The organism is Roseovarius sp. MBR-79 (assembly GCF_053628555.1).
Map to the genome: position 1 here is coordinate 18,071 of NZ_JBRJGP010000025.1, position 12,001 is coordinate 30,071.

The window sequence follows — 12,001 nt, forward strand, 5'->3', positions numbered from 1 at the left end:
TCATGGGATTAGACGGCAACAACATCTGGCAACCGACCCCCGATTATATTGAAGAGGCTCAAGTCACCGCGCTTGCCCGTCGGCTGGGTGTTGCGGATTTCGATGCGCTTTACGAGTTCTCTCTTGAGCAACCCGAACAGTATTGGCGTGAGGTAGTCGATTTTTGCGGCGTGCGTTTCAGCCGTGACTACGACTCATGGTGTGGTCTTGGGCGCGGCGCGCCGTTCCCTTCGTGGTTCCTCGGCGGAGAAATGAACTGGACTGACATGATCCTTGAGCGCGATGAGGGCCGCGACCGGATCGCCATCATCGCCGAGACGGAGGATGGCACATCGCGCAGTGTGACTTACGCGGAACTCGCGGACCAAGTCCGTCGTTTTGCCGCCGGTCTCGAGGCGCAGGGCATAAAGCGCGGCGACCGAGTGGGCCTGTTGATGGAAAACGGGATCGAAGCGTCTATATCGCTGCTCTCCATCGCCTATATCGGCGCGATTGTGGTGCCGCTCTTCAGCGGGTTTGGCAGCGATGCCGTTGTGTCTCGGCTAGGGTCTTGCGGCGCGTTGGGGCTGATCACAACGACCGGTTTTCACCGACGTGGACGGTTCATCGATACAGCCAAGATCTTGGCGACCGTGCGGCACGAAGTGTCTAGCCTGAAGCACCTGATCGTTAAAGGATCAGAGGTGGCCCCGGCGCCAGACACCGTCACCGACTGGCAAGAAGTATCGGTTGACGCGAAAGCGGACAGCCGATCGGCCCGTATGTCGCCGGATGATCCTTTCATGGTCATCTTCACTTCTGGCACCACGGGCAAACCGAAGGGTGCGGTACATGTGCATGGCGGTTTCCCGGTCAAGATCGCGCATGATTCTGCCGTACACTTCGACGTGAAACCGGGCGATGTGTTCTGTTGGCCCGCAGATATGGGATGGATCGCAGGGGCATTGATCCTGGGCGCGGCGCTGCTGCGAGGAGCCACACTTGTCTGCTACGACGGCGCCCCGGATTACCCGAACTGGTCGCGCATGGGGCAACTGGTCGAGCGGTACCAGGTCACGCATTTCGGATCGGCCCCGACGCTGATCCGGGGACTTGCCGCACATCTCGCAACCGCGACTGCGCCGGACCTTTCATCGATTAAACTGCTCATCACCGCCGGCGAGGCTATTGCGCCGGAGCATTTCGTCTGGTTTGAGCGGCATTTTGGGCGTGGAGAATGCCCTCTCATCAACTACACCGGCGGTACGGAAGTGTCGGGCGCGCTTCTAGCGAGCGTCGTGACGAAACCCATCGTGCCGGGTGGCTTCAACGTTCGATCGCCCGGTGTTGCGGTCGATGTGATCGATCCCGAGGGCCATTCACTGACCGGATCGATCGGCGAACTCGCGATCCGCGCACCTTTCATCGGTATGACGGCGAGCTTCTGGGAGGACGAGGAGCGCTATCTCGAAAGTTACTGGCAGACCATTCCGGGTATCTGGGTGCATGGCGATCTGGCGATGCGTACCAAAGATGGACATTATTTCATCTTGGGCCGCTCGGACGATACAATCAAGATAGCCGGTAAACGGGTGGGACCGGGCGAGGTCGAGGAAATTCTTGTGGAGATCGATGGCGTAGTCGAAGCTGCAGTGATCGGCGCGACGGATGCTGACAAAGGGCAAACCATCGTTGCGTTTTTGACCTGTGAGAATGCGCCAGATGACATTCGTGCCATTGCCCGGGCGCGTGTAAAGGAACGCCTTGGCGCACCTTTCGCGCCTAGTGCAGTGTTCGTCGTCCCCGAGCTTCCCAAAACACGCAGTTCCAAGATCATGCGGCGCGTCATCCGAAGCGTTCATTCTGGCAACCCGCCAGGTGATCTTTCGGCCCTCGTCAATCCCGAAGCCGTCGAAGAGATCGCTCGAATTTTGAAGAAGCAATAGGAGAACGACATGGACTTAGGACTGCGCGGGAAAAAAGTGATTATTACCGGGGCGTCGCAAGGCATCGGCGAGGGGCTGGCTGAGGTTTTTGCCGAGGAGGGTTGCGATCTGCATCTGGTGGCCCGCTCTGTGGACAAGCTGAAGGCCTTGGCGGACAGGCTGGCATCAGAACAAGGAGTTAAAGTTGAGTGTCAGGAACAGGACATTTCCGCTCGGGGATCTGCGAAGGCGATCGCTGACGCTGCAGGGAAAGTAGACGTTCTCGTTAACAACGCGGGCGCTATTCCCGGCGGTGATTTGTGGCAAGTGGGCGAGGATGCGTGGCGCGAGGGTTGGGAGGTCAAAGTTTTTGGGTATATTGATCTGTGCCGTGCGGTCTATCTCCGGATGAAGGAAGCTGGTGGCGGTGTCATCCTGAACAACATCGGCAATGGCGGTGAAAATTTCGATTTTCGTTATATCGCGGGATCAACCGGCAACGCTGCGCTGATGGGTTTCAGCCGCGCGCTGGGGGGACGAAGTCTCGATGACGGGATCCGTGTGTTAGGTGTAAACCCCGGGCCGGTCGCGACAGACCGAATCGCTAACATCATGAAAAAACGCGCAATCGAACAGTGGGGGGACGAGAGCCGCTACACTGAATTGATGGAGGCTTATCCGCTGGGTCGACCCGCATCCGTGCGTGAGGTCGCCGATCTTTTCGCTTTTCTGGCCTCGCCTCGCTCTGCCTACACGTCCGGGACCATCATCACCATTGATGGCGGACTGACGTCGCGTCGCTCGATATAACTTCCAAGGAGACACCCGATGTCCGACGCCTATTCGTCTTTTAACTCGATACTTGTGGATCGCCCCGCGGATGGCGTTCTGCGCCTGACGCTGAACCGACCCGAGAGATTGAATGCTCTTGATGCCGACGGTCACAGGGAACTGGCTGATATCTGGCGGGTGGTGGATCGGGATCGCGACACGCGCGCAGTTATCCTGAGAGGCAAAGGCAAGGCGTTCTCGGCGGGTGGCGACTTTGAGGTTGTTGAAAAGTTGACGCAGAGCTTCGAGGAGCGCGCTAATATGTGGCGCGAGGCGCGCGATCTTGTCTACAACATCATAAATTGCTCCAAGCCCATCGTTTCCGCGATCAACGGCTCCGCCGTTGGGGCGGGGCTGGCGGCCGCACTCGTGTCCGATATTCCCATCGCGACCAAGACCGCGAAGCTGGTCGACGGCCATGTGCGCCTCGGCGTGGCAGCGGGCGATCATGCGGCGATCATCTGGCCGCTGCTCTGTGGCATGGCGAAGGCCAAGTATCATCTCCTGCTGAACGAGCCAGTAACCGGGGAGATGGCCGAGCGTCTTGGCATCGTGGCTCTGGCGGTCGAGGATGACGAATTAGACTCCAAGGCGCTGGACGTCGCCACGCGGCTCGCCAATGGCTCGCCCTCGGCCATTCAGTGGACGAAGTACGCGCTCAACAATTGGTTGCGGCAGGCCGGTCCAACATTCGATACCTCCCTTGCGCTTGAAATGCTGGGATTTTCGGGGTCGGATCCCACTGAAGGACTGAAGTCGTTCGAGGAAAAGCGACCGCCTGATTTTCCAAAGAAATCGCCGTTTTGATATGATGGTTAACGCGGCATATCCTAGGCTCTTCGAGCCCCTGACCATCGGCCATGTCACGCTACGTAACCGTGTCGCAATGATGCCCCATGCAGTGATGTTTGGGGCGGGCTACGGGTCGGCCATTGATCGCACCGCCGCCTATCATATCGAGAGGGCCAAGGGAGGTGCCGCGCTCATCATTATGTCCAACTTCCTAATGCCGAAATCGTGGAAGACGATGGGCAGTTGGGGGGGGACGCTTGAGACGACACCACTGGGTGGTCTGGACCTTGCCAACGATGCCAGCCTGCAACCTGAGTATGCCCGCATGATTGCAGAGATCACGGCGTATGGGGCGCATTTCGTGGCGCAGCTCAACGCTAGCGGTCGGCAGCTTCGTTCGCCTGGCACGACGCAGTTCGGCTTACCGCTTTATGCACCCTCCCCCTTGGCCTGCCCGCGCACGGGGGAGATCCCCAAAGAGATGGATAATGGCGATATCGAGGAATACATCGCTACGATGGTCGATGCGGCGCTCAACATGCAAGCAGCCGGGGCAGCCGGGGTCGAGCTGTTTGCAGCACAAGGCTATCTTCTCCACGAATTTTTGTCCCCGGTCACAAACAAGCGAACAGATCAATACGGAGGCTCCCTAGATAACCGAATGCGTTTCCTTATGGATACGCTGGCGAGGGTGCGTGCGGCGGCAGGGGATAATTTCCTGATAGGCGTACGGATGAACGCGATAGACGAAGTGCCCGGCGGACTAACTATTGATAACGCGACGGAGATCGCCCGGAGGCTGCGGACGGGTGGAGCGAGCTATGTCAACGTGAGCGGTCTGACCTCGCTGCACTATCCGGGCTGGATTTCTGACATCACTGCCCCGACGGCCCAATTTGCCCCCTACGCAGCGCAAATCCGTGATGCAGCGGATGGCATTCCGGTTTGCGTATCGTCGCGTATATCCACGCCCGAGGATGCCGAGGCGGTGCTGGCCAATGGCCAAGCGGATTTTATCGGAATGGCGCGCGCGCTGATCTCGGACCCTCAATGGCCTATGAAGGCAGAGCGCGGGGATCGCGCGGGTATACGGCTTTGCACCTATTCCAACCAAACCTGTATCGTCGGTCTGGATCGCGGGCGGGGTGTGGGCTGCATCCACAATACGGCCGTCGGGCGAGAGTCTCAGCTTGGCATGGGCGAAATGTATCAAGCTGCGCGGCCCGCCAAGGTGGCTGTGATCGGGGGCGGGCCTGCGGGCATGGCTGCTGCGCGCATTGCTGCGGAGCGCGGTCATGACGTGACGCTGTTCGAGGCGTCCGGCGCGCTTGGTGGTCAGAACCTGATGACAGCGTCGATCGCCTCGCGTCAGGGCTACGCCGAGATTCACCGCTGGCAGGCCACGATGCTCGACCGGGCAGGCGTGAACATTCGAATGTCCGTTGAGGCCGATGCAGAGTCGATTGCCGAGGAAGGTTTTACTGTTGCGGTGGTCGCAACAGGATCGGTGCCGCGCGCGGATGGTTACACGTCGCTGAGGCCCGGGGTGGACGGAATACCGGGTGCAGATGACGCGCGCGTTGCCACAGTCTGGGATGTGTTCAAGCAGCCCAAGCGGTTTTCGGGCGACGTGATCATAATTGAGGACGACCCGCATTTGTCGGGCACCGCGGCGGCGGAGATGCTTGCGTCGCGCGGTTGCGGGGTGACAATCATAACGCCTCACATGCACGCCGGTGCCGACTTGCCTGTGCATCACGCCCCACAACTTTACCGCAAGCTCGCGCGTATGGGTGTTGCCGTCCGTCCTGCCACGTTCGTAACGCGGATTCTGCCAGGCGTTGTGATCTGCGAGGACCGCTTCGGCGAACAGGAGACGCGGCTGGATCACAAAGGTGCGGTAGTTCTGGCAATGGGAAATGTCGCCTGCAAAGCTCTTGCGGACCCGCTGCGAGCGCTTGGGCTGGAAGTGCATATCGTCGGTGACGCGCTCGCGCCTCGACAGGTGGATCACGCTATCGTCGACGGAGAGCGGGCAGGCTGGATGATTGGATCAGGAGGGAATGATGCCGAGACTTGAGGGAAAGACCGCGTTCATTACTGGCGCGGCGGGCGGGATCGGCCGCGCAATCTGCCGCCGTTACATCGAGGAAGGCGCGCAGATCGTCGCTGCCGACATCGATGCGGATGCACTGGTCGAATGTCTAAAAGAGGCCGGCGCTGGCGAGTATGGCCTCGCTCAGGTCTGCGACATCACCGATCCCGAGAGTGTGAAGGCCGCGATGGCTGCAACCTTCGATCGGTTCGGCCCACTCCATATCTTGTGCAATGTCGCCGGCGGGTCGAGCCCCGCAGACGGACGCGTGACCGTGGCCCCGGACGAGGAGTTTTGGCGGGTTATTAAGCTCGACCTCTATGGAACGTTCTTGTGCTGCAAATATGCCATCCCGGAGATTGCACGTGCGGGTGGCGGATCGGTTATCAACATGTCGTCGATGGCCGCCCTCATGGCGTTGACCGAGCGTGATTGCTACACGGCGGCCAAGGGCGGCGTAGCCTCTATGACTCGATCAATGGCGGTGGAATATGCGCCGGACAAGATCCGCGTAAACGCCATCGCGCCCGGACTCGTGATGACACCTCGCGCAGAGCGGATCATGAAGGAGCGTGAGGAAATCCGTTTGCTGGCTGACATTCACCTTCTTGGGCCATGCCAGCCGATAGATATCGCAGAGATGGCGGTCTACCTTGGCTCAGATGAAGCGCGGGTGGTCACCGGACAGGTGATGTCGGTAGACAGCGGCGTGACCATCCACGGAGGTGCACAATGACCGTGCAAAGCGTAGCTGTGATTGGCGTCGGCGTGATGGGTGCGCCAATGGCGAAGAACATCCATGAGGCTGGTCTCGACCTGACAGTCTGCGACCGTAGCGAGATAGCGCGCGCGCCCTTCGCGGCGCTGGGCCTGCGCTGCACAGACCGCCCCGCCGACTGTGCTAATTGCGACGTTGTGATTGTGCTGACTGCAACGCCGAATCAGGCGCGCGACGTGATCTTCGGCGCGGGTGGCATCATTGAGGGTTTGACGGACACCAAACCCCTGATCGCGATCATGGGCACCGTCGCGCCTGCGACAATGCGCGAGTTCGCCGACGATCTGGAACCGCATGGCGTGGAAATCATGGACGCCCCCGTGAGCGGCGGCGTGGTCAAGGCTCGGGCGGGCACGCTGGCGATCATCATGGGTGGCACGCAAGCCAATTGTGAGACGTTGCGCCCTATTGCCGAGGCGGTGGGCGAGGAGATATTCCATTGCGGTGCGCTTGGGACCGGGCAGGCAACCAAGATCGTTAACAACTTGGTTGGCATCTCGATGCTGATGGTCGCTGCCGAAGCTTACCGCATCGGGATCGAGAACGGCCTGTCACTGCCCGACGCGATCCCGGTTTTCGAGGCCGGGACCGGCCGCAATTTCCTGACAACCAGGCCCAATGCCGCCTCCGAAGCCTATACCGCTTGGGCAGGCACACGCAGTCAATTCGACGCGCTGCAATCCATCATCACTAAGGATATCGACCTTGCGTTGTCCATTGGCGCCAAGGTAGGCCCGCTGCCCATGACCTCTGCGATCCGCTCGGTTCTTGCAAGTGTCGGCGACGAGACGTTCGAGACCTGGAGCATGGTCGCGGCCACCGGGGCAGGGGGCGAGGCCGCAGATCATGACTAAGACTGACCTCCACGATTGGATCGGTCGCGAGTTCACCGCCGAGGATACACTGACCGAACGTATGGTCGGCAGCTTTCGCGCCACGATGGACCCGTATATCGCCCCGGTGAAGGCAGGCGAGGCGCCGCTTGGCAGCCACTGGTGTCTCTTCCCCACGACTGAAACGATGGCGGGACTGGGGGTGGATGGGCACCCGGTGCAATACCCATACCTCCCGCCGCCGCCACTGCCCCGGCGGATGTGGGCAGGTGGGACAGTGGACTTGATCGCGCCCTTGCAGGTCGAAGACCGGATCACGCGCCGCACCGTGATCACGGACGTGACGCAAAAGACCGGGCGGTCCGGCGACTTGTGGTTCGTTTCGTTGGACCACGACTATACGACGAAACGCGGCACGGCGATCCGCGAACGGCAGGATATCGTCTACCGGGCCCCTGCCGAGGCCAAGCCGTCGCCAGCCGCCAAGCTGGGCTCTGGCGCGAACCCACACGACCTGCCCGTATTATGGTATGTCGAAACCGGACCCGCGCTTTTGTTTCGGTACTCTGCGATCATTTTCGTCTCGCACCGCATTCATTACGATCTGCCTTATGCGACCAACGTGGAGGGGTATGACGGTCTTGTCGTGCACGGTCCGTTGCAGGCCACGCTGCTGCTCAATGCCGTGGCAGCAGTCCGGGGAAAGCATCCGGGCCGGATCAATTATAGGGGCGTTTCCCCGGCGATTTGTGGCGATCGCCTGTCGGTCTGCGTCGAGGCGACAGGCAACGGAACATTCCACACCCGAAGCACCCGGGGCATCCATATGACTGGTAGCGTCGAAAGCTGAACGGGGATCAGGCATCACAGATGACAGAACCATCAAGCTATCTTTTCGTGCCTGGGCACCATCCTGAGCGGTTCGCCAAAGCGGCAGCATCCGGCGCGCATCGCATCATCCTCGACCTTGAAGATGCCGTTGGCGGGCAGGCTAAGGATAGGGCGCGAGACCATGTCGACGCATGGTTTGACAAGTGTGGCCAGGGCATCGTGCGAATCAACGCGGAAAACACAACGTGGTGGCAAGAAGATATTGCTTTGTTGGCGCGTCATCAAAAGGCGGAGGTCATGGTGCCGAAGGCAACGCCGGATACACTGCGTCGGATCGCGGCGGAATTACCTGGTCGGCCTCTCATCGCCATTGTCGAGACGGTTGAGGGGCTGGCCCGTCTGCGTGAAGCCGTCCAGCTGCCAGAAGTGGCGCGCATTGCCTTTGGCAATATAGATTTCGGAGCGGACGCACGCATTCCTGGCACCGGTTCGGTGCTGGACCCGGCGAGGTTCGAGATCGTCCTCGCCTCTCGGCTGGGGGATCTGCCCGGACCGATAGACGGTGTGACCGTATCGCTAGAAAACTCAGATGAGATCGTGGTGGATATCATGCGCGCCAGACAAATCGGTTTCGCAGCCAAGCTGTGTATCCATCCCCGCCAGGTCTCTTTCGTCAACGAGGGCTTCGCGCCCACTGAAGCCGAACTCGATTGGGCGCGCTGCGTCGTTGCGGCGCTCGACGCGGCGGATGGCGATGTGGTTGAGGTGAACGGCAAGATGGTGGATCGGCCGATGCTGCTACGCGCGCGACAGATACTGGAACCGGGCGAGACGAGATAGCGCTTTGGCGCGGCAAATTTGAAGATCGAATGAGGAAGTGAGTCATGCCAGAGATTGAGAAACACCAGGAGATCCGCGATGCGGTCGCAAAGCTTTGCGCGGGGTTTCCGGGCGAATATTGGCGCGATTTGGACCGCGAGCGGGCCTATCCCTCTGAGTTCGTGTCTGCGCTTACAGAGCAGGGATTTCTCTCCGCGCTTATTCCCGAGGAATACGGCGGCATAGGATTGAGCCTGTCTGCTGGCACTGCGATATTGGAGGAGATCCATCGGGCGGGTTGCAACGCGGCTGCATGCCATGCGCAGATGTACACAATGGGCACGTTGCTGCGGCATGGAAATGATACGCAAAAAAAGAAGTATCTGCCGAGAATCGCCGACGGATCGCTGCGCTTGCAGGCGTTTGGCGTGACCGAGCCGGGTAGCGGTACAAACACGCCTGCGATTAAGACCATGGCGCGCAAGGAAGGCGACCGCTATATTGTGAACGGCCAGAAAATATGGACCAGCCGTGCAGAGTACTCTGACCTGATGATCTTGCTGGCCCGTACAACGCCCGAAAAGGAATGTAGGAAAAAGACCGACGGGCTGTCTGTGTTCATCCTCGACATGACCATAGCGAAAAAGAACGGCCTGCGCATCTCGCCCATCAGAACGATGATGAACCACGCGACCTGCGAGGTCTTCTTTGATAATGTAGAGGTACCCGCCGAGAACCTGATCGGCGAGGAGGGGCGCGGCTTTGGCTACATTATGTCAGGCATGAATGCAGAGCGTATCCTGATTGCGTCTGAATGTATCGGTGACGCCAAATGGCTGATCGAAAAGTCGTCGGCTTACGCGTCGGAGCGCGAGGTTTTCGGGCGGCCGATCGGGCAGAACCAAGGCATTTCGTTCCCCATAGCTCAGGCCTATGCGCGGATGCGCGGGGCCGAGTTGATGGTGCACGAGGCGGTTCGTCTTTATGAGACAGGGGCAAACCCGGGCGCTGAGGCGAACATGGCCAAGATGCTTGCCGCAGAAGCCAGCTGGGAGGCGGCGGAGGCGGCCGTGCAGACCCATGGCGGGTTCGGTTTTGCCGAAGAATACGATATCGAACGCAAGTTTCGCGAAACCAGACTTTATCAAGTCGCTCCTATCTCGACCAACCTGATCCTATCCTACCTTGCCGAACACGTGCTGAAGATGCCGCGTAGTTATTGAGGGACACTGTCAGAGAATATCAAGTTGCGACGGGCAGGTTTTACCACCTATGAGATGTGGCTAAAATTCATTCTTCTTCATAGAGAAGTTACCTGCCAGCTCATTCAAGGCTCGCCCGGATGTGTGCCATTGTAGTATGGTTTCCTTATGATTGAATCTCTGTGCAACCTTCATGGTCGCGACATGGATAGCCCAGATTTTTTGGCTAGTACCAGCACGTCTAGGGTCACATTTTTAGCGTTCTTGGCCGCGCCCTTACGGGATGCCTGCCGTTTGTCCTATTTGCGCTCGGTCATGGACCAGCCAAGGACCGCCCCCCGCGCCTTAGCCGTCGCCAGAGCTGCGCGTGTGCGATCCGATATGGCTTGTGCCTCGTGCTCTGCGACTGCAGCCATGACGTGCAACAGGAAGCGGTTGGCCTCTGGCATGTCTGCCGCCGCGATCTCGACACCGCTTCCCGTCGAGGCGAGTCAGGAATTTCGTAACCACGCCATTGCTACCGCAGCTTACGCGGCTTGACTGTTCGTCACGGATGTCAGCGGCACCCAGTTCCAGGGCAGCAATTCATCCAGTCTGTTGATCTTGTGATCGTGGATGCGGTCGAGGATGTCAGCTAGATAGGCCAGCGGGTCGAGACTATTCAGCTTGGCCGTTTCAATGACCGTCATCGCCCGTGCGAGGGTTTCTGCGCCGGTATCGGCACCGGCGAAGAGCCAGTTTTTCCGTCCTATACCAATCGGGTGTTGATTGTCACTGAGAACTGACCCGGCATTTTCATCGAGATCTGACCCACCCAATCGTTATGATCTGCTGATTATGATGGCGTCAATGCTGTTGCCTCCTTTCGCTTTTTCTTCGCTGTTTCGGAGCTGGCCTTGAAGCGGTAGCTGTCATTTCCGGTCTCGAGGATGTGGCAGCGATGGGTGAGACGATCGAGCAGTGCTGTGGTCATTTTGGCATCGCCGAAGACGCTGGCCCATTCGCTGAAGCTCAGGTTGGTGGTGATGATGACGCTGGTGCGTTCATACAGCTTGCTCAGAAGATGGAAGAGCAGCGCGCCACCAGAGGCGCTGAACGGCAGATATCCCAACTCGTCCAAGACCACCAAGTCGGTCTTGACCAGCGCCTCGGCGATTTTCCCGGCTTTGCCTTGTGCCTTTTCCTGCTCCAGCGCGTTGACCAATTCCACGGTCGAGAAGAAGCGGACACGCTTTCGGTGATGCTCAATGGCCTGAATGCCGAGGGCGGTTGCAACATGCGACTTTCCTGTTCCCGGGCCTCCGATCAACACCACATTCTCGGCCGCGTCCATGAACTCGCAACGATGAAGTTGGCGGACCAAGGCTTCACGGATCTCGCTGGCGGCAAAGTCGAAGCCAGAGAGGTCTTTGTAAGCCGGAAAGCGGGCCGCCTTCATGTGATAGGCGATAGATCGCACCTCGCGTTCGGCCATTTCCGCCTTGAGCAGTTGCGACAGGATCGGCATGGCGGCTTCAAATGCGGGCGATCCTTGTTCATGCAGATCCTGCACGGCCTGCGCCATGCCCGGCATCTTCAGGCTGCGCAGCATGATGACGATGGCTGCGCCAGCGGGATCATGACGCATCGCGCACTCCTTTCTGGACCCGCAACCCATCATAGCGCGCGACATTGGCCTCGGGCTCCTTGCTCAGCGACAAGGCGGCTGGCGGGTTCACGTCTGGCTGGTCAGTCAGCTTGCCATCCAGCAGCCTGTGGAGCAGATTCAGCACATGGGTCTTGGTGGGCACGCCAGCCTCCAATGCCAATTCCACCGCGCAGGGGAGTGTCATGAACTCTGTGTATCTGGCCCGGTCCATGCGGTTTCAGATACTCAAGCGTCGAAGCGCTCGCCGAACATTATGGCGAACTGGTTG

The 12,001-nt window shown here is 59.5% G+C and carries 11 protein-coding genes and 2 pseudogenes; 9 read left to right on the forward strand and 4 right to left on the reverse strand.

Features of this window, described 5'->3' with window-relative positions; all coding sequences use genetic code 11:
* Positions 1-2 precede the first annotated feature (2 nt).
* From ACSSV8_RS17715 to ACSSV8_RS17755, 9 genes are read left to right on the forward strand one after another with little or no spacing between them, the layout of a single operon-like run.
* On the forward strand, positions 3-1,925 hold the full coding sequence (locus tag ACSSV8_RS17715; RefSeq protein ID WP_454283333.1) for an AMP-binding protein: 1,923 nt from the start codon (positions 3-5) through the stop codon (positions 1,923-1,925).
* 9 nt (positions 1,926-1,934) lie between these two features.
* Positions 1,935-2,714 carry an SDR family oxidoreductase gene (locus ACSSV8_RS17720; protein WP_454283334.1) on the forward strand — a complete coding sequence of 260 codons (780 nt, stop codon included), beginning with the start codon at positions 1,935-1,937 and terminating at the stop codon, positions 2,712-2,714.
* Between the two features lie 18 nt (positions 2,715-2,732).
* Positions 2,733-3,542 (forward strand): enoyl-CoA hydratase/isomerase family protein, encoded by an 810-nt coding sequence (locus tag ACSSV8_RS17725; RefSeq protein ID WP_454283335.1) that lies wholly within the window; start codon positions 2,733-2,735, stop codon positions 3,540-3,542.
* Position 3,543: 1 nt separating this feature from the next.
* The gene (locus ACSSV8_RS17730) at positions 3,544-5,607 is read left to right on the forward strand and encodes an oxidoreductase (RefSeq protein ID WP_454283336.1); all 2,064 of its coding nucleotides are present in this window, start codon (positions 3,544-3,546) and stop codon (positions 5,605-5,607) included.
* A complete protein-coding gene (locus ACSSV8_RS17735; protein ID WP_454283337.1) occupies positions 5,594-6,358 on the forward strand; it encodes an SDR family NAD(P)-dependent oxidoreductase in 765 nt (254 codons plus the stop codon). Before ACSSV8_RS17730 ends, ACSSV8_RS17735 begins: the two co-directional genes overlap by 14 nt.
* On the forward strand, positions 6,355-7,254 hold the full coding sequence (locus ACSSV8_RS17740) for an NAD(P)-dependent oxidoreductase (protein ID WP_454283338.1): 900 nt from the start codon (positions 6,355-6,357) through the stop codon (positions 7,252-7,254). The genes ACSSV8_RS17735 and ACSSV8_RS17740 overlap by 4 nt, the downstream gene beginning before the upstream one ends.
* Positions 7,247-8,083, forward strand: coding sequence for an FAS1-like dehydratase domain-containing protein (locus ACSSV8_RS17745; RefSeq protein ID WP_454283339.1), 837 nt, complete (start codon positions 7,247-7,249; stop codon positions 8,081-8,083). The genes ACSSV8_RS17740 and ACSSV8_RS17745 overlap by 8 nt, the downstream gene beginning before the upstream one ends.
* 20 nt (positions 8,084-8,103) lie before the next feature.
* Positions 8,104-8,904, forward strand: coding sequence for an HpcH/HpaI aldolase/citrate lyase family protein (locus ACSSV8_RS17750; protein ID WP_454283340.1), 801 nt, complete (start codon positions 8,104-8,106; stop codon positions 8,902-8,904).
* 44 nt (positions 8,905-8,948) lie between these two features.
* Complete coding sequence (locus ACSSV8_RS17755; RefSeq protein WP_454283341.1) at positions 8,949-10,106, forward strand: acyl-CoA dehydrogenase family protein; 1,158 nt, start codon at positions 8,949-8,951, stop codon at positions 10,104-10,106.
* A 278-nt stretch (positions 10,107-10,384) separates the two neighbouring features.
* On the opposite strand, the gene ACSSV8_RS17760 is transcribed toward ACSSV8_RS17755, so the two are convergent.
* The 4 genes and pseudogenes from ACSSV8_RS17760 to ACSSV8_RS17775 all read right to left on the reverse strand — a co-directional run.
* Positions 10,385-10,534, reverse strand: a complete 150-nt coding sequence (locus ACSSV8_RS17760) for a recombinase family protein (protein ID WP_454283342.1) — start codon at positions 10,532-10,534, stop codon at positions 10,385-10,387.
* Positions 10,535-10,612: 78 nt separating this feature from the next.
* Positions 10,613-10,873 (reverse strand): annotated as a pseudogene (locus ACSSV8_RS17765) (transposase domain-containing protein); the annotation flags it as partial.
* Between the two features lie 47 nt (positions 10,874-10,920).
* Complete coding sequence (gene istB, locus ACSSV8_RS17770) at positions 10,921-11,712, reverse strand: IS21-like element helper ATPase IstB (protein WP_454283343.1); 792 nt, start codon at positions 11,710-11,712, stop codon at positions 10,921-10,923.
* A pseudogene (locus ACSSV8_RS17775) lies at positions 11,702-11,902 on the reverse strand (IS21 family transposase); the annotation flags it as partial. The pseudogene ACSSV8_RS17775 and the gene istB, both read right to left, overlap by 11 nt.
* Positions 11,903-12,001 lie beyond the last annotated feature (99 nt).

Coding starts and splice junctions, on each gene's coding strand:
- ACSSV8_RS17715 (WP_454283333.1), top strand. CDS start 3: ATGGGATTAGACGGCAACAACATCTGGCAACCGACCCCCGATTATATT.
- ACSSV8_RS17720 (WP_454283334.1), top strand. CDS start 1,935: ATGGACTTAGGACTGCGCGGGAAAAAAGTGATTATTACCGGGGCGTCG.
- ACSSV8_RS17725 (WP_454283335.1), top strand. CDS start 2,733: ATGTCCGACGCCTATTCGTCTTTTAACTCGATACTTGTGGATCGCCCC.
- ACSSV8_RS17730 (WP_454283336.1), top strand. CDS start 3,544: ATGATGGTTAACGCGGCATATCCTAGGCTCTTCGAGCCCCTGACCATC.
- ACSSV8_RS17735 (WP_454283337.1), top strand. CDS start 5,594: ATGCCGAGACTTGAGGGAAAGACCGCGTTCATTACTGGCGCGGCGGGC.
- ACSSV8_RS17740 (WP_454283338.1), top strand. CDS start 6,355: ATGACCGTGCAAAGCGTAGCTGTGATTGGCGTCGGCGTGATGGGTGCG.
- ACSSV8_RS17745 (WP_454283339.1), top strand. CDS start 7,247: ATGACTAAGACTGACCTCCACGATTGGATCGGTCGCGAGTTCACCGCC.
- ACSSV8_RS17750 (WP_454283340.1), top strand. CDS start 8,104: ATGACAGAACCATCAAGCTATCTTTTCGTGCCTGGGCACCATCCTGAG.
- ACSSV8_RS17755 (WP_454283341.1), top strand. CDS start 8,949: ATGCCAGAGATTGAGAAACACCAGGAGATCCGCGATGCGGTCGCAAAG.
- ACSSV8_RS17760 (WP_454283342.1), bottom strand. CDS start 10,534: ATGCCAGAGGCCAACCGCTTCCTGTTGCACGTCATGGCTGCAGTCGCA.
- istB (WP_454283343.1), bottom strand. CDS start 11,712: ATGCGTCATGATCCCGCTGGCGCAGCCATCGTCATCATGCTGCGCAGC.